The sequence below is a fragment of the Streptomyces sp. NPDC101165 genome (assembly GCF_044768135.1).
Classification (GTDB): Bacteria; Actinomycetota; Actinomycetes; order Streptomycetales; family Streptomycetaceae; genus Streptomyces.
The window spans coordinates 103,605-120,012 of sequence record NZ_JBIWPG010000020.1; the positions used below are offsets into that span (position 1 = coordinate 103,605).

At 70.8% G+C, this 16,408-nt stretch carries 18 protein-coding genes; 14 read left to right on the forward strand and 4 right to left on the reverse strand.

The window, feature by feature from the left end:
• Positions 1 to 74: 74 nt before the first annotated feature.
• On the forward strand, positions 75 to 521 hold the full coding sequence (locus ACIRVH_RS35125) for an RICIN domain-containing protein (RefSeq protein WP_403962032.1): 447 nt from the start codon (positions 75 to 77) through the stop codon (positions 519 to 521).
• A gap of 95 nt (positions 522 to 616) precedes the next feature.
• Here the strand turns inward: ACIRVH_RS35125 and ACIRVH_RS35130 are convergent, their stop codons facing one another.
• Positions 617 to 1,219: a TetR/AcrR family transcriptional regulator gene (locus ACIRVH_RS35130; RefSeq protein WP_403962035.1), complete on the reverse strand. Its 603-nt coding sequence runs from the start codon at positions 1,217 to 1,219 to the stop codon at positions 617 to 619.
• A gap of 104 nt (positions 1,220 to 1,323) precedes the next feature.
• Between ACIRVH_RS35130 and ACIRVH_RS35135 the strand changes: the two genes are divergently transcribed.
• A complete protein-coding gene (locus tag ACIRVH_RS35135; protein ID WP_403962038.1) occupies positions 1,324 to 3,216 on the forward strand; it encodes a protein kinase in 1,893 nt (630 codons plus the stop codon).
• A gap of 10 nt (positions 3,217 to 3,226) precedes the next feature.
• Here the strand turns inward: ACIRVH_RS35135 and ACIRVH_RS35140 are convergent, their stop codons facing one another.
• Complete coding sequence (locus ACIRVH_RS35140; RefSeq protein ID WP_403962040.1) at positions 3,227 to 4,201, reverse strand: zinc-binding alcohol dehydrogenase family protein; 975 nt, start codon at positions 4,199 to 4,201, stop codon at positions 3,227 to 3,229.
• A 129-nt stretch (positions 4,202 to 4,330) separates the two neighbouring features.
• On the opposite strand from ACIRVH_RS35140, the gene ACIRVH_RS35145 reads away from it, so the two are divergent.
• The 5 genes from ACIRVH_RS35145 (at position 4,331) to ACIRVH_RS35165 (ending at position 9,452) form a co-directional block, all read left to right on the forward strand.
• Positions 4,331 to 4,675 (forward strand): ArsR/SmtB family transcription factor, encoded by a 345-nt coding sequence (locus ACIRVH_RS35145; protein ID WP_403962043.1) that lies wholly within the window; start codon positions 4,331 to 4,333, stop codon positions 4,673 to 4,675.
• Positions 4,676 to 4,787: 112 nt separating this feature from the next.
• Positions 4,788 to 6,062, forward strand: a complete 1,275-nt coding sequence (locus ACIRVH_RS35150) for a hypothetical protein (protein ID WP_403962046.1) — start codon at positions 4,788 to 4,790, stop codon at positions 6,060 to 6,062.
• Complete coding sequence (locus ACIRVH_RS35155) at positions 6,059 to 7,660, forward strand: substrate-binding domain-containing protein (protein WP_403962049.1); 1,602 nt, start codon at positions 6,059 to 6,061, stop codon at positions 7,658 to 7,660. Before ACIRVH_RS35150 ends, ACIRVH_RS35155 begins: the two co-directional genes overlap by 4 nt.
• Positions 7,647 to 8,402, forward strand: a complete 756-nt coding sequence (locus tag ACIRVH_RS35160; RefSeq protein WP_403962052.1) for a hypothetical protein — start codon at positions 7,647 to 7,649, stop codon at positions 8,400 to 8,402. The genes ACIRVH_RS35155 and ACIRVH_RS35160 overlap by 14 nt, the downstream gene beginning before the upstream one ends.
• Before the next feature lie 102 nt (positions 8,403 to 8,504).
• Positions 8,505 to 9,452 carry a DMT family transporter gene (locus ACIRVH_RS35165; protein WP_403962055.1) on the forward strand — a complete coding sequence of 316 codons (948 nt, stop codon included), beginning with the start codon at positions 8,505 to 8,507 and terminating at the stop codon, positions 9,450 to 9,452.
• On the opposite strand, the gene ACIRVH_RS35170 is transcribed toward ACIRVH_RS35165, so the two are convergent.
• Positions 9,349 to 10,230, reverse strand: coding sequence for a LysR family transcriptional regulator (locus ACIRVH_RS35170; protein WP_403962058.1), 882 nt, complete (start codon positions 10,228 to 10,230; stop codon positions 9,349 to 9,351). The genes ACIRVH_RS35165 and ACIRVH_RS35170 overlap by 104 nt on opposite strands.
• 1 nt (position 10,231) lies before the next feature.
• Positions 10,232 to 10,549 carry a PLD nuclease N-terminal domain-containing protein gene (locus ACIRVH_RS35175; RefSeq protein WP_403962061.1) on the reverse strand — a complete coding sequence of 106 codons (318 nt, stop codon included), beginning with the start codon at positions 10,547 to 10,549 and terminating at the stop codon, positions 10,232 to 10,234.
• Positions 10,550 to 10,625: 76 nt separating this feature from the next.
• Here ACIRVH_RS35175 and ACIRVH_RS35180 point away from each other — a divergent pair, with 76 nt between their 5' ends.
• The 7 genes from ACIRVH_RS35180 (at position 10,626) to ACIRVH_RS35210 (ending at position 16,402) form a co-directional block, all read left to right on the forward strand.
• The gene (locus ACIRVH_RS35180) at positions 10,626 to 12,077 is read left to right on the forward strand and encodes a menaquinone biosynthesis decarboxylase (RefSeq protein WP_403962063.1); all 1,452 of its coding nucleotides are present in this window, start codon (positions 10,626 to 10,628) and stop codon (positions 12,075 to 12,077) included.
• Positions 12,074 to 12,976 carry a menaquinone biosynthesis prenyltransferase MqnP gene (gene mqnP, locus ACIRVH_RS35185; RefSeq protein WP_403962066.1) on the forward strand — a complete coding sequence of 301 codons (903 nt, stop codon included), beginning with the start codon at positions 12,074 to 12,076 and terminating at the stop codon, positions 12,974 to 12,976. The genes ACIRVH_RS35180 and mqnP overlap by 4 nt, the downstream gene beginning before the upstream one ends.
• A 64-nt stretch (positions 12,977 to 13,040) precedes the next feature.
• Positions 13,041 to 13,715 (forward strand): UbiX family flavin prenyltransferase, encoded by a 675-nt coding sequence (locus tag ACIRVH_RS35190; protein ID WP_403962068.1) that lies wholly within the window; start codon positions 13,041 to 13,043, stop codon positions 13,713 to 13,715.
• Between the two features lie 70 nt (positions 13,716 to 13,785).
• Positions 13,786 to 14,241 carry an Lrp/AsnC family transcriptional regulator gene (locus ACIRVH_RS35195; protein WP_403962071.1) on the forward strand — a complete coding sequence of 152 codons (456 nt, stop codon included), beginning with the start codon at positions 13,786 to 13,788 and terminating at the stop codon, positions 14,239 to 14,241.
• Between the two features lie 84 nt (positions 14,242 to 14,325).
• On the forward strand, positions 14,326 to 15,489 hold the full coding sequence (gene mqnE / locus ACIRVH_RS35200) for an aminofutalosine synthase MqnE (RefSeq protein ID WP_403962074.1): 1,164 nt from the start codon (positions 14,326 to 14,328) through the stop codon (positions 15,487 to 15,489).
• A gap of 4 nt (positions 15,490 to 15,493) precedes the next feature.
• A complete protein-coding gene (locus ACIRVH_RS35205; RefSeq protein ID WP_403962077.1) occupies positions 15,494 to 16,018 on the forward strand; it encodes a GNAT family N-acetyltransferase in 525 nt (174 codons plus the stop codon).
• Positions 16,019 to 16,093: 75 nt separating this feature from the next.
• A complete protein-coding gene (locus ACIRVH_RS35210; RefSeq protein ID WP_403962080.1) occupies positions 16,094 to 16,402 on the forward strand; it encodes a DUF4229 domain-containing protein in 309 nt (102 codons plus the stop codon).
• The last annotated feature ends 6 nt before the right edge of the window (positions 16,403 to 16,408 follow it).

Sequence of the window (16,408 nt, forward strand, 5' to 3'; positions counted from 1 at the left end):
CAATGATCGTATGCCCGCAGGTGAGGCCGCCGTTGTCGCCGGACACGACATTCGACCTGTGAACGGGGAACTCCATGAAGAAGCGTTTGGTGGCCAAGTTCGTCGCGGCGGCATTCCTCGCCCCGGCGTTGGCCTTTGCAGGTACGGGGGAGGCGTTCGCGGCCAGCCACGCCGTCACCTGGAAGAACAAGAACAACGGCGAGTACCTGGCCTACTTCAACGGCAGGGTCCGTACGACCTCTGCCACCGGGGCGAGCATGAAGTGGGACGAGAACAAGCAGTCCGACGGCTCCTACACCATGAAGCACCACCTCACCGGGAAGTGCCTCGACAGCAACCGCAACGGCGCCGTCTACGTGGGTGCGTGCAACGGCGGCAACTACCAGAAGTGGTACGAGAGCAAGGACTCCTCGGGCTGGCGGCTGAAGAACAAGGCCACCGGGCGCACGCTCGGGCTGTCGTCCAGGGGGACCATCGTCACGTCTTCCGACACGGGCTCCTCGCGCCAGCGCTGGAGCTGATCGAAGGGTAGATCGGTCGAGCAGGCCGGGCCGGTTCGCATCCGTTCGAGGCGGGTGCGGACCAGCCCGGCTTTTCATGTGCGCCTGGACGGCGCTCACTTCGGCTCCGCGCCGACCGACCGCCAGATCCTGTCGGGCAGGATCACCGCCGCCTCGTCGAGGTCGACGTCGTCGATGCCGGAGAGCCAGCGGCGGGAGACGCCGATCACCGGGCCGAGGATCAGCGATTCGAGCAACGCCGGTGGCAGCGGGGCGAGTTCGCCGGATTCGATGTACGTCTGGGCCCAGGCGGCGAGGGGGGAGAGACGGGCCTCCTGGGCGTCGCGCAGGCGCCGGCCGTCGGCCATGCCCGCACGGTCGGCGTAGGAGGAGTGCAGGAGCAGGGCGGCCTCCCGGTGCTCCTGGACGAACCCCAGGTAGGCCGTGACCAGCGCCCGGATGCCGGTGTGGGCGGTGCGGGTGCCCTCCAGGGCCTTGACCAGCTCGCCCAGCAGCCGCCCCAGCCAGCGCAGCAGCAGCGCGTTCATCAGGCCGTCGATGCTGCCGAAGTGGTGGTACAGGCTGCCCAGGCTGACCCCGCTCGCCTTGGTGACGGCACCGACCGTCAGGCCCTGGTCGCCCGCCTCGGCGTATACGCGCAGCGCGGCGTCGAGGAGTTGCTCGGCGGTGGCTTCCCCGCGCTGTTGTTTGCGGCTCATTCTGGAATACTTTTCTAGAAACTTATTTCAGAACAGTGTACTGCCCGGTAGGTAATGCCTGGTAGGCCTCGGCTCGCAGGCACGCTGGACTCAGGGGGAGAGACGTGAACGGGGAACAGAACGGGGTCGAGCCGCTGGAGGACGACGATCCTCGGCGGATCGGACCGATCCCGCTGCTCGGCCGGCTCGGGGCCGGCGGCATGGGGCGGGTCTACCTGGGCGTGCACGAGGGCCGGTACGCGGCCGTCAAACAGGTGCTGCCCTCGGTGGTGGGCGAGGACCAGGACTTCGTACGGCGCTTCGGGCACGAGCTGGACAACCTCGCCCGGCTGCCCGCCGGGGCCACCGCGCCGCTGCTCGCGGGTGACCGGGCCGCCCGGCCGCCGTGGTTCGCCACCGCGTACGTGCCCGGGCTGACCCTGCGCGAGGCCGTCGAGGTGCACGGCGGAGCGCTGCCGCCCGGGGCGCTGTGGCTGCTGCTGCGGAAGGCCGCGGCGGGGCTGACGGCGGTGCACGAGCTGGACATGGTGCACCGGGACGTCAAGCCGTCGAACGTCATGCTGACCCTGGAGGGTGTCACCCTCATCGACTTCGGTGTGGCCCGGGCCGCCGAGCAGAGCCAGCTGACCCGGACCGGCATGGTGGTGGGCACTCCCGCCTACATGTCTCCCGAACAGGCTTCGGGGGCACGGCGGTTGACCGGCGCGGTGGACGTGTTCGCGCTGGGTTCGGTGATCGCGTTCGCGGGCAGCGGCCGGCCGCCCTTCGGCGACGAGTCCGGGCACGGCGTGCTGTACCGGATCGTGCACGAGCAGCCCGACCTGGCGGAACTGCGGGAGGCCGACACGGAGTTGGCCGCCGTCGTCGCATCCTGCCTGGACAAGGATCCCGAGGGCCGGCCCACCGCCGCCGAACTCGTCGAACTGGCCGCCGGCCGGGGGGCGTCGGAGCCCCCGCTGTGGCCCGGGTCCATCACCGAACGACTGACCGCCCGGGCGGCGTTCGCGGCGCAGGTGCCGGAGGTGACGGTGGCGGAACCGGAACCGGAACCGGAACCCGAGTCGGCACCGGAGGCCGAGTCGGAGCCCGAGGTGGTCGTACGGCCCGGCGAGAAACAGCGGCCGGCCGAGCGGTCCCGCGAACGGCGGCGCACGCGCATCCTGTTGGCCGTCGTACCGGCCGTGGTCGTCGTGGGTACGGCGACCCTCGCCTTCCAGCTCCTGCCGTACGCCACCGGCTCCGGCCGGAAGGACACGGCGGGCACCCCCGAGGCGTCCGTCTCCGCGTCGGCCGATCCGGCGCCCGGCCGGTCCTCCGCGAGCCCGTCGGGCAGCGGGACGCCGGGCGGGAAGGGGTCGGCCTCTCCCGCGGGCAAGAAGAAGCGGGACAAGGGAGGTTCGGGCGGCGGCAAGGAGGGCTCGGGTGCCTCAGGTGCCTCGGGCGATTCCGGTGGCTCGGGTTCGGCGGGCGGCGGCAGCGGCACCACCGGCGGTACCTCGGGATCCGGCTCGGGTGGCTCGTCCGGCGGTTCCAGCAGCTCCGGCGGCTCCTCCGGCGGTTCTTCGGGTGGTTCTTCGGGCGGCTCCTCGTCCGGCGGCTCCTCCTCCGGAGGGACCTCCACGACCAGCCCCGGCACGGGCTCCTTCCGGCTCAAGAACGGCGAGAACGGCAAGTGCCTGATCCAGGTCTACGGCTCCACGGGCCTCGGTGACTGCTCTGACTCGTCCGCCAGGTGGACCTTCCGCAGCGCCTCCGGCGGCAGCGTCAAGGTCATCAACGTGTCGACCGGCGCGTGCCTGAGCGCGAACGGCAACGGCCAGGCCGTCTTCGTCGGCGACTGCTCCCAGAGCAGCAGCCTCCGTCTGTGGAAGACGGGCTCCGGCAACTCCCTGCGCACCGTCTACGACGGCGGCTGCCTCGACCTCGCCTTCGGCGGCGGGGTGGCCGAGGCGACCTGCCAGTCGGGGGCCGCCTCCCAGAGCTGGGCAAGGACGTGAGGCGGGGCGCCTAGGCCTGCACGTGGAGCAGCAGCTTCCCCGTGCTCGTCCGGGCGCCCATCAGCCGGTGTGCCTCGGCCGCGTCCGCCAGCGGGAACTCGGCCGTGACCGGCAGGGACACCGTGCCGTCGACCGCCTTGGCGAAGGCCTGTTCGCACAGACGGCGCAGCTCGGCCGGGGCCGTCCTCGCGAGGGTCAGGATGGAGAAGCCGGAGACCGAGATGCCGAGCGGGTACAGCTCGGGCTGGCCCACGGTCCACGGCTCGGCGGAGCCGGCGTTGCCGAAGGAGACCAGGCGGCCGAAGGGGGCGAGGGAGGCGAGGCCCGCGCGCAGGGTGTCGCCGCCGACGGGGTCCAGGACCAGGTCGACGCCCCGGCCGTCGGTGGCCTGCCGGACCGGGTCCTGGAAGGCGCCGACGAACACCTCGTCGTAGCCGTGCTCCTTGGCGTAGGCCGCCTTCGCGGCCGAGGACACCACGCCGTACACCGTCCCGGCGCCCGCCGCCCGGGCCAGCCGGCCGGCCACCGTGCCGACTCCGCCCGCCGCTCCCTGGACGAGGACCGTCTCGCCGGGCTGGAGCCGGCCGACCGTGTGGATCAGGGCGTAGGCCGTCGGCAGGACCGTCGGGAGCGTGGCCGCCGTGCGCAGGTCCATGCCCGCGGGGAGCGGGAAGACGGTGGTCGTGTCGGCCACGGCCACCTCCGCATACGCCCCGCCCTCGGTCAGCGCCGCCACCTCCTGGCCGACGGCCAGTGCGGTGACGCCCGCGCCGAGTGCGCGGATCCGGCCGGATACCTCGAGGCCGGGGACGTACGGCAGCCGCGGCACCCGGTAGCCCTCCGCGCGGGCCTTCAGGTCGGCGAAGTTCACGCCCGTGTAGGCCACGTCGATGCTCACCTGGCCGGGGCCGGGCTCGGGTACCTCGGCCGTCACCGCCCTCAGCACCTCGGGACCGCCGTACTCCTGGAACTCGACCGCGCGCATGCCGTACCTCCGGCTCGGGAGAGTGTTCAATGAAAAGCGAACACTCGCGAGTGTATGATTTTCATCGAACACTCGGCAAGTGCACACCCGACAGGTGTGCGAGCGGGACACGGCAGCGGGGAGGACGGCATGGCCGCGAGCAGTCACCGGGCCGCCCCGGAGCACATCCACCCGGACGACGTGCCCGTCCTCGCCGCGCTCGCCGCCCTCGCGGACCCCGTACGCCTCACCCTGGTCAGGGAGTTGGCCGGCTCCGCCGAGTGGTCCCGCAGCTGCGGCAGCTTCGACGTGCCGGTCGGCAAGGCGGCCCTCAGTCACCACTTCGCGGTGCTGCGCGGGGCGGGTCTCGTCGAGCAGCGGGACGAGGGGCCCAAGCGGGTCAACCGGCTGCGCCGGGCGGAGTTCGACGCACGCTTCCCGGGGCTGCTCGACCTCGTCCTGCACACCCCTGACCCGAGCTCCCGACAGGGCTGATCCGAGTACCTGACAGACCTTCACATTCCCTTTGGCGCCCGTTCGTTGAGCGTTCGGGCCGGAGCCTCCCCGGCTGCGGACGATCCTGCCCCCGCTCACGCAGGAGTACCGGGTGGCCACTCAGAGAACAGAGACCGACAGACCTCGTCAGACCGGTGAGCCCCGCCTGAAGGTCGGCGCTCCCACGGTCCTGCCCAGCCGGCGCTCCCGGGTGCGCCGGCTGGCTCCCCGCGCCGTCGCGGCCGCCACGGCGCTCTGCGCACTCGTGGTGTTCGTCCAGGAGCATGTCACCCTGCCGTTCACGCGCATCGTCACGATCGAGGCCAAGATGGCCTCGAAGGCGGACTACTTCGAGGATCCCGAGGTCCAGCGGCTGCTCGTGCGGCACGGCTTCCGGGTGCACATCACTCGCATGGGCTCGCGCGGCATCGCCGTCCAGAACTACGACAGCTACGACGTGGTCTTCCCCTCCGGGCAGCCCGCCGCCGACCTGATCACCAAGCGCCGCGCGACCGAGGGCCGCCCGGCGACGACGTACCGCCCGTTCGTCAGCCCGATCGTGCTCGGCACCTACCGCGAGTACGCCGAGACGCTGCAGGAGGCCGGGATCGCCACCCCGCTGCCGGGCGTGCCCGCCGGGGCGAAGCCGCTCTACTACTCCCTCGACATGGAGAAGTTCCTGCGGACGACCGCCGACGGACGGCGCTGGGACAGCCTCGGCGTCGAGCGGCACGGCATCCACAACGGCAACAAGGTGCTCGCCCAGACCTCCGACATCTGCGAGGCCAACTCCGCAGGCACCTACCTGGGGTTGGTCTCCTACGTGTGGAACCACGACAACATCCCGCAGAACGCGACCGAGGCGACCCGCTTCGCCGAGCGGATCCGGCTGCTGCTCAACGACCAGGGCATGCCGTCCTCGGAGAAGAACGAGACCTACGTCTCCGCCGAGGGCAAGAGCATCTCCCCGATCGCGGTCATCTACGAGCACCAGTTCCTGGCCCACCAGCTCGCCGCCCGGGCGGACTCCGGCCACGTCGACAGCGAGCGTGTCCTGCTCTACCCGTCGGCGCAGACCGTCACCGAACCGCAGCTCATCGCGCTGACCCCCGAGGGCAGTCGGCTCGGCGACCTGATCACCACGGACCCGGCCCTGCAGAAGCGCGCGATGGAACTGGGCTTCCGGGTCCGCGACGCCGCCGGTGCCGCCTCCACCAGCGACGCGCTGAGCCGGTTCCTGCGTGCCCGCCACATCCAGGCACCCGTCCTCTCGGCCGACGACACCAAGGCCGTACTGCCCCGCCTCGAACTGCTGGAGCGGATGATCGAGGTGGTCGGGGACTGCGCCCCGATCGCGCAGTCGGCGGCCGGCGGGGAGGCGCCGTGACCACACGCGCCGCGGGCGCCCGGCCCCTCACCCTCGCCCTCTGTCTGATCCTCCTCGCGGCCCTGGTCTCCTGCTCCGGCGGCGGCAGCGGCCCCGACACCACCCTGCGCGTGCTGGCCAGCGACGAACTCGCCGACATGAAACCCTTGTTGGACCAGTTGCGCGAGGACACCGGGGTCCGCCTCGACATGGACTACAAGCCGACCAACGACGCCGGCGACACGCTGCTGACCGGCCGCCACTCCTACGACCTGGCCTGGCTCTCCTCCGACCGCTACCTCCGGCTCCGGGCGAAGCAGGCCCCCGCCGGGGCCACCCCGGCCACCGGCGTGCAGCGCACCTCGATCATGCGCTCGCCGGTCGTCGTCGGCCTCACCCGGGACGTGGCACGGCGACTGCGCCCCAAGGCGCCCGGCGGACGCGTGTCCTGGGCGGACATCGCCGACGCCGCCGCCACCGGCACCGTCCGCTTCGGCATGGCCGACCCCCGGCACAGCAACAGCGGTCTCGCCGCCCTCGTCGGCGTCGCCACCGCCGCGGCCGGCACCGGCGGCGCGCTGCGCCCCGAGGACGTCAGCTGCGACCGGCTGCGCGGCTTCCGCTCCGGTCAGACCCTCACCGCGGAGACCTCCCACGACCTGCTCGACGCCTTCGCCGGCCGTCCCGGCCGCACCAACGCCCTGATCACCTACGAGTCCGAGCTGCTGACCCTGAACGCCTCCGGGCGGCTGGGGCAGCCGCTCGACATCGTGCAGCCCGCCGACGGCATGGTCCTGTCCGACTACCCGCTGCTCCTGCTCGACCCCGCCCGCCGGGACGCCTACGACCGGGTGGTGGAGTGGCTGACGGACGCCGGCCACCAGCGGGACATCATGCGACGCACGCTGCGCCGCCCGGTCAACACCGCCGTCCACCGCGACGAACGGCTCCGGGCGCCCCTGGACAACGCGCTGTACTTCCCCGACGACCCGGCCGTCCTCGACCGGCTCCTGGACGACTACGGAGACCCCCGGCGGCGCGTCGCCGACCAGGTGATCTTCCTGCTCGACTTCTCCGACTCCATGCGCGGTGCCCGTACGACCGCGCTGCGCGCCGCGTTCGCGGGTCTGAGCGGGGCGGACTCCTCGGCCGTGGCCAAGTTCGTCCGCTTCTACCAGGGCGAGCGGCTGACCGCGGTCCGCTTCGGCGGCCGGCCCCTGGACGAGCGCACGGTCACCGTCCACGGCGCGGCCGATCTCACCCGGCTGGAGGACTTCGTCGCCGACGGCGGCTACGACGGTTCCACGGCGATCTGGTCCGCCCTGGACCACGGCTACGCCACCGCCGAACGGGCCGTGCGCGAGGACCCCGGGCGGGCGGTGTCCATCGTGCTGATGACCGACGGCGAGAACAACGCGGGCATCGACCGCAGCACGTTCGTCAGCCGCTACAGGGCCCGCCCCGCCGAGGCCCGCGCGGTGCACACCTATCCCGTCCACTTCGGGGACGCCGACGCGGCGGAACTGCGGCAGGTCGCCTCGGTGACCGGCGGCCGCATGGTCGACGCCGACGGCTCGTCCCTGTCCACCGCGTTCGAGGAGATCCGTGGCTGTTCTTGACGGCACCTGGTGGAGCGCCTGGTGGGGCGCGATGACATGGTGGCTGGCGGCCTTCGCCGGCCTGCTCGTGCTGGCCGTGCTCGTCGTGCGGCAGGCCCTCAGGCGGGCCAGGAAGGCACCCGAGGACCCCAACTACCTTCCGCTGTACCTGGACAACGACGCCGTCATGGGCCTGTTCAAGATGGGCAACTACCGATCGGCGCTGCGCCGGGAGGTCGAGGAGCGGCGGGTCCGCAACACCGGCTGTCTGGCGGTGATTCCGCTGGTGTCCCTGCTGTTCCAGCTGACCGGGGGCAGAACCACCGAGGTCGTCGCCAAGTACGTCGAGAACAGCGAGCCGATCTCGGTGATCGGCCTGCTGCTGTCCGTCCTGCAGCGGGGGGACGCGCTCGTCCGGGTGCGGCTGCGGCGGGACTCCGGAACGGTCACGCCGAACCGGGCCCTGCTCGCGGAGGGGGCCGCCGACGAGGTGGTGCTCAGCGAGATCGGCGAGTTCGTCATGATCACCGGCCGGTTCGAGGCGCAGGGCACCCAGGGAGAGACGCTGGTGATGCGGGCTCCCTACGGAGACGGCGAGCAGGCCGCGCATCTGCGGGTCGTCCTGCGCGTCGAGGGGCTGCGCACCCCGGACCGGCAGCTGCCCGAGGGCGAGTTCCAGGCCCACTGCCTGGGGAAGGTGACGAGCTGGCGCTCCGGCACGCGCGAGGTCGTGCTCCAGTACCCGGTGGCCGTCTTCCAGTGAGGGCGTCCGACCTGCGCCCATCGGCACCCCCGATGCCCCCATCGGCAGGACGCCCCACCAGCGCGTGGACCGGCACCGGCGGCCGCTCGTAGCTTCGACGGCATGACCTCAGAGCACAAGGGCACGGCCCAGCTGACCACCGCGATGATGCTGTCCGGCACCCTCGGCGTCTTCGTCGTCGAATCGGGCGCCTCGCCCTTCAACGTCGTCTTCTGCCGCGTCCTGTTCGGCGCCCTCGCCCTCGGCGGCTACGTCGTCGCACGCGGCTGGCTGCGCGACCACGGCTTCACCCCGCGCACCCTCGGACTCGCCGTCCTGGGCGGGGTGTTCATCGTCTTCAACTGGGTGCTGCTGTTCCAGTCGTACGAGAACACGTCCATCTCCGTGGCCACCGTGGTCTACCACACGCAGCCCTTCTACGTGGTCCTCCTCGGCGCCCTCCTCTTCCGGGAACGGCTCACCGCCGCGCGCGTCGGCTGGATCGCCGTCGCCTTCGCGGGCCTGATCCTGGTCTCCGGGGTGACCCCCGCCGACTTCACCGGCGGCGGCGCCTATCTCACCGGCATCGGCCAGGCGTTGCTCGCCGCTCTCCTCTACGGTCTGTCCACCCTGGTCACCAAGCGGATCACCGGCGTACGCCCGCATCTGATCGCCCTCGTCCAGGTCCTGGTCGGCATCCCGCTGCTGCTCCCGTTCGCCGACTTCGGCGCGATGGGCGGGACGGGCTGGGACTGGGGCTGGCTGCTCGGGCTCGGCTTCATCCACACCGGCGTGATGTACGTCCTCATGTACGCCGCCTACGCCCAGCTGCCCACCGCGAAGATCGCCGTACTCGCCTTCGTCTACCCGGCCGTGGCGATGGTGATGGACTGGGCGGTGTACGGCCACCACATCGGCCTCGTCCAGGCGCTGGGCGTCCCGCTGATCGTGACGGCGAGCCTGAAGGTCAGCCTTGCTCGGCCACGAGCCGCCGCGCCTGCTCCAGGAACAGCCGCGCATGAGCGGGAAGCCGCTTCCCGGACCGCCACGCCAGCTGCGTGCGAAGCGTGAACGGCGGCTTCCAGTCGAGCCGTACCAGGGAGCCCTCCGCGAGTTCGGCGGCGACCGTCACCTCGGGCAGCAGTGCCGTCCCGAGGCCGGCCGCCGCCGCGCGTTTGGTGGCCTCGATCGTGCCGAACTCCATGAACTCCACCGGCTTCAGCGCGGTCAGCTCCCGCTCGAACAGGTCCCGGTAGGCGCAGCCGGGCTCGGTGGCGAGCAGGGCCTGCCCGGTCAGGTCGGCCGTCGTGACCGGCCCTGCGGCCAGCGGGTGTCCGGGCGCCGCGACCAGCGCCAGCGGCTCCACCGCCAGCACCGCGCTCTCCAGACCCGGATGCTCGGTCTCCTCCTCCATCAGGAAACCGACGTCGTACGTCCCCTGCCGCAGCGCCTGCCGGGTCTCGTCGCCGATGGTGGTGCGCAGGGCGAGCCGCACCTTCGGGTGGCGGTGGTGGAAGTACTCCAGCAGCGGGGGCAGCCGATAGGAGGTCAGCGACTCCATGGTGCCGACGGTGAGGGTGCCGGACGGCTCCTCGGCCCCGGTGACGGCCGCCCGGGCCTCCTCGGCCAGCTCGATGATCTGCCGGGCGTAGGGCAGCAGCCGCTCCCCCGCCTCGGTGAGCCGGATGCGGCTGCCGAGCCGGTCGAACAACTCGACGCCCAGGTCGGACTCCAGGGTGCGGATCTGGCTCGTCACGCTGGACTGCGCGTACGACAGTTCGGCCGCCGCACGGGTGAAGCTCAGGACCGTGGCGACCTTCTCGAAGGTGACGAGCAGCCGGAGTTCCATGTCAGTCGCTCTTCGGGTCGTCCTTGTCGAGGGACTTGAGGAACTCGGGGTTGTCGTCGGGGGCGACCCAGGAGGCTCCGGTGTCGCGGTGTCCCGTCGGGAAGGGGGAAGGAGCGGAGCCCGTCTCGGGGGCGCGCCGCACCTTGCCGGTGACCAGCCAGGCGACCGGACCCACCAGCACCTCGCCGAAGAGCAGGATGATGATCACCCACACCACCTTCGGCAGGTGGCGCACCTCTTCCTCGGGAGTGTTCAGGCAGTCCACGAAGGCGTAGATCCACAACGCCAGGACCAGCAGGAACGGCAGATACCTGAGCATCGGTGTGCGCTCTCCCCGAGATGTGAGTGGGCCCCGGTGACGGGCCCAGGTTAGCGGGTGACAGATACTGGGACACATGGCTTACGACGATCTTCGCTCCCTGCTCAGGGCGCTGGAGCGCGAGGGAGACCTCAAGCGCATCAAGGCCGAGGTCGACCCGTATCTGGAGGTCGGGGAGATCGTCGACCGGGTCCAGAAGTCCGGGGGACCGGCGCTGCTCTTCGAGAACGTGAAGGGCTCGGCGATGCCCCTCGCGATGAACGTCTTCGGGACCGACCGGCGGCTGCTGAAGGCGCTGGGCCTGAAGTCGTACGGCGACATCTCCGAGAAGATCGGCGGGCTGCTGCGGCCCGAGCTGCCGCACGGGTTCGTGGGTGTGCGCGAGGCGTTCGGGAAACTGGGCGCGATGGCGCACGTGCCGCCGAAGAAGGTGAAGGAAGCGCCCGTACAGGAAGTCGTCCTGCACGGCGACGACGTGGACCTCGACCGGCTCCCGGCCCTGTTCACCTGGCCGAAGGACGGCGGCTCCTTCTTCAATCTGGGGCTCACCCACACCAAGGACCCGGAGACCGGGATCCGCAACCTCGGGCTCTACCGCCTCCAGCGGCACGACAAGCGCACCATCGGCATGCACTGGCAGATCCACAAGGACAGCCGCAACCACTACCAGGTGGCGGCGCGGCGCGGTGAACGCCTCCCGGTGGCGATCGCCTTCGGCTGCCCCCCGGCCGTCAGCTACGCCTCCACCGCGCCCCTGCCCGGCGACATCGACGAGTACCTCTTCGCGGGGTTCATCGCCGGCAAGCGCATCGAGATGGTCGACTGCAAGACGGTCCCGCTCCAGGTTCCCGCGAACGCCGAGGTCGTCCTGGAGGGCTGGCTGGAGCCCGGCGAGATGCTCCCGGAGGGCCCCTTCGGCGACCACACCGGCTTCTACACGCCGCAGGAGCCGTTCCCGGCGCTGAAGATCGACTGTGTGACGATGCGGAAGCGCCCGCTGCTCCAGTCGATCGTGGTGGGCAGGCCCCCGACGGAGGACGGCCCGCTCGGCCGCGCCACGGAACGCTTCTTCCTGCCCCTGCTGAAGATCATCGTCCCGGACATCGTGGACTACCACCTGCCCGAGGCCGGCGGCTTCCACAACTGCGCGATCGTCTCGATCGACAAGAAGTACCCGAAGCACGCGCAGAAGGTCATGCATGCGATCTGGGGGGCCCACATGATGTCCCTCACCAAGCTGATCGTGGTCGTCGACTCCGACTGCGACGTGCACGACCTGCACGAGGTCGCCTGGCGGGCCCTCGGCAACACGGACTACGCCCGCGACCTGACCGTCGCGGAAGGCCCCGTCGACCACCTGGACCACGCCTCCTACCAGCAGTTCTGGGGCGGCAAGGCGGGCATCGACGCGACGAAGAAGTGGCCCGAGGAGGGCTACACGCGCGACGGTGGATGGCCGGACATGGTGGAGTCCGACCCGGATACGGCGGCCCTGGTGGACCGCCGCTGGAAGGAGTACGGCCTGTGAGCAGCGCCTCCGCGGCACTCCCGCAGCCGGGACGCACCAAGGCGTTCCTGCGCCTGGTGATGATCGAGCACTCGGTCTTCGCGCTCCCCTTCGCCTACATCGCCGCCCTGACCGCGATGTACCAGGGGGACCGGAACATCCACTGGGGACGGCTCCTCCTCGTCACCGTCTGCATGGTCGGCCTGCGCACCTTCGCCATGGCGGTCAACCGGATCATCGACCGCGAGATCGACGCCCGGAACCCCCGGACGGCCCACCGCGAACTCGTGACCGGCGCGATGTCGGTGAAGCACGCCTGGACCGGCGCCCTGATCGCCCTGGTGGTCTTCCTGGGCGCGGCCGCCCTCCTGAACCCGCTCTGCCTGGCCCTGGCCCCCATCGCGGTGATCCCGATGGTGGTGTACCCGTACGGGAAGCGGTTCACGAACTTCCCGCAGGCCATCCTGGGCCTGGCCCAGGCGATGGGCCCGGTCGGCGGCTGGCTCGCGATCACCGGTGAGTGGTCCTGGGACGCGGTGATCCTGGGCCTCGCCGTCGGCATCTGGATCGGCGGCTTCGACCTGATCTACGCCTGCCAGGACGTCGAGACCGACCGCGAGATCGGCGTCATGTCGGTCCCGGCCCGCTTCGGCATCCCGGCGGCCATCTGGGGCGCACGGGCGTGCCACGCCGTCACCACCGCCCTGTTCGTCTGGTACGCCCTGACCACCCACGCCGGCGCCTTCTTCTGGCTGGGCCTGGTGATCGTCGCGGCCGCCTTCGGCTACGAGCACCGCATCGTCCGTCCGCATGACCTGTCCCGTCTGAACAGGGCGTTCTTCAGCGTCAACGGTTTCATCGGCATTGCCCTGTTCGTGTGCGCACTGCTGGATCTTCTGGTTCGAGGGCTGACTGTCTGAGTACGGTGCGGTGCCACGGGTGGCCCGGCCTGAGCACCTTTTCGTCCGCCGGTACGCTCAAGGTGTGAACGCAGGAGAAACGCAGCGCGCGCCTTGGATCGTGGGGGTGTCCGGAGCTTCCGGGACGCCGTATGCCGCCGCTGTGCTGCGGGCTCTGCTGGACGCCGGGGAGGCGGTCGACCTGGTGGTCAGCCGGGCCTCGCGGCTGACGCTGCTGGACGAGACGGGGATCTCGTTCCGGGACGCGCACTGGCAGGAGGACCTGCGGGAATGGCTGGGCCGGGGCGCCGACGGGAAGCCCGGGACCTTCGACGTGGACGTCAGCGCGGTGCGGTACTGGAGCGCGGGGGATCTCGCGGCGGGGCCGTCCTCGGGGTCGTACCCGGCGAAGGGGATGCTCATCGTGCCCGCCTCGACCGCCTGTGTCGCCGGTGTCGCCCTCGGGCTGTCCAAGGATCTGCTGCAGCGCACGGCGAGCGTCACACTGAAGGAGCGCCGGCCGCTGGTCGTGGCCGTACGGGAGACTCCCTTGAACGGTCAGACCCTGCGGCACCTGGTCGCACTCGACGACGCGGGGGCGAGCGTGGTGCCGGCCTCGCCCGCCTTCTACGCGGGCGCGACCCACATCCAGGATCTGGTGGACTTCGTCGCCGGGCGGGTGCTGGACGCGGCGGGCGTCGGGCACGGTCTGTACCGGCGCTGGAAGGGCGAACTGGGCGGCGGCTCAGCGGTCCGGTAGTCGAGCAAGTCGCAGTACCTCTCATCACTTCAGGAACGTCAGAACTTTTCCAGGGGAAGGCTTCGATCGCATGGACGCGGTGGACAGGCAGCTCATCCAGGCCCTGAGGGAGAACGGCCGGGCCTCCTACGCGGAGCTGGGACGCCTCGTCGGCCTGTCGGGACCCAGCGTCACCGACCGCATCAACCGGCTGGAGGCGGCCGGTGTCATCACCGGTTACCGCGCCACCGTGAACGCGGCCTCCCTCGGCCTCGGCGTGACCGCCCTGATCGGCATCTCGCTGTCCGACGCCGCCGACCACGAGGACGTGGCTCAACGGCTGAAGGAGCTCCCCGAGATCGAGGACTGCTGGTTCATCGCCGGCGACGACTCCTACATGCTCAAGGTGCGGGCGACGGACGTGGACGGCCTGGAGAGGATCATCCGGCGGCTCAGCGGGACCAAGGGCGTCTCGCGGACTCGTACCACGATCGTGCTGTCCACGAAGTGGGAGAACCGGGTCGGGGACCTTCCCGAAGAGGTGTAGGCGCGTTCAGCGCCGTATGGGGGTACCGCCCGCCCGAAAAGTGGGGGAGTACCGTTGGGCGGGCTGTCGAGGAAAGGTGTTGGCATGGACGTCGGGCTCAAGCGCGAGCTGGAGGAGAAGGTCCGCTCCGGTGAGCGGCTGACCCGCGAGGACGGCATCGCGCTGTACGAGTCGGACGACCTGGCCTGGCTCGGCGGTCTCGCGCACGAGGTGCGGACGCGGAAGAACGGCGACGTCGTCCACTTCAACGTCAACCGGCACCTCAACATGACCAACGTGTGCACGGCCTCGTGCGCGTACTGCTCGTTCCAGCGCAAGCCGGGCGAGAAGGACGCGTACACGATGCGCATCGAGGAGGCGGTCAAGCTCGCCAAGGCGATGGAGTCGGAGAACCTCACCGAGCTGCACATCGTCAACGGGCTGCACCCGAACCTGCCGTGGCGCTACTACCCGCGCTCGCTGCGGGAGCTGAAGGCCGCCCTGCCGAACGTCTCGCTGAAGGCGTTCACGGCGACGGAGATCCACCACTTCGAGACCATCTCCGGGCTGTCCGCCTCCGAGATCCTCGACGAGCTCATCGACGCCGGTCTGGAGTCGCTGACCGGCGGCGGCGCCGAGATCTTCGACTGGGAGGTCCGCCAGCACATCGTGGACCACCGGACCCACTGGGAGGACTGGTCCCGGATCCACCGCCTGGCGCACGAGAAGGGTCTGAAGACCCCGTGCACCATGCTGTACGGCCACATCGAGGAGCCCCGCCACCGGGTCGACCACGTGCTGCGCCTGCGTGAGCTGCAGGACGAGACGAACGGCTTCCAGGTCTTCATCCCGCTGCGCTACCAGCACGACTTCGTGGACATGCAGGACGGCAAGGTACGCAACCGGCTGCAGGCCCGGACCCAGATGGCGACCGGCGCCGAGGCGCTGAAGACCTTCGCGGTCTCCCGGCTGCTCTTCGACAACGTGCCGCACGTCAAGGTCTTCTGGGTCATGCACGGTGTGCAGACCGCCCAGCTCGCCCTCCAGCACGGCGCCGACGACATGGACGGCTCGGTGGTCGAGTACAAGATCACGCACGACGCGGACAACTACGGCACCCCGAACAAGCTGACCCGCGAGGACCTGCTGGACCTGATCCGCGACGCCGGCTTCCGTCCGGTGGAGCGCAACACGCGGTACGAGATCATCCGCGAGTACGACGGCCCGGACCCGCTGCGCCGGGAGTCGCCGCAGCCGATGCGGGTCTGAGCAGGTGACGCTGTCGTTCGAGCTGGACCCGGCTCTCTCGCCCGCCCTCAGGGACGAGGTGCTCACGCTGTGGGCCGACGTGTCGAACGCGGGCGGCTCGGTCGGCTTCGTGCCGCCGGTGACCGTGGACGAGATACGCCCCGAGCTGGTCAGGCACCTCGTCGCGATGGCCGAGGGCCGTACCCGGCTGCTGGTGGGCCGGGACGGGACGGGCGCGGTCGTGGCGACCGTGTTCCTCACCTACAACACGCACCGGCTGATGCGGCACTGGGTGTGGCTGTACACGGTGATGGTCCACCCCCGGCACCAGGGCAAGGGCTACGGCCGCGACCTCCTCGAGGCCGCCGCCGACGCCGCCCGCGGCCTCGACGGCATCGAGGCCATCCGGCTCACCTGCCGGGGCGGCCTCGGCCTGGAGCGGTTCTACGGCTCCTGCGGCTACAAGGAGGTCGGCCGGATACCCGGCGCGATCCGGGTCGCGCCCGGCGACGACCGGGACGACATCTTCATGCTGCTGCCGCTGCCCTGACCCCGCTGCAAGATCGGGTCCGCACCGTGCTTCACTGGACGGTGCCCCCATTTGGAATCGGAAGAGTGGATTGAGATGCTCCGCTACACGCTGATGCGCCTCGGCATCTTTGCCGGCTGCTTCGTGGTCGTCTGGGGAGCCGTCTACGCCGGGCTCTTCCCGCGCGGCTTCGGCGACTCCAACTTCCTGTGGGTCATGCTGCTCGCGCTGGTGCTCTCGGCGCCGATCAGCTTCGTGGTGCTGCGCAGGGAGCGGGACCGGGCCTCCGTGCAGATCGTGAGCCGGGTCGACCGGATGAAGGCCAACCTGGATGCCAACCGCAGCCAGGAGGACGTGGCGGACGACTCCGCGCGGGCGCAGGGCGGGGCTGCCGCGCCCAACTAGGCTTGG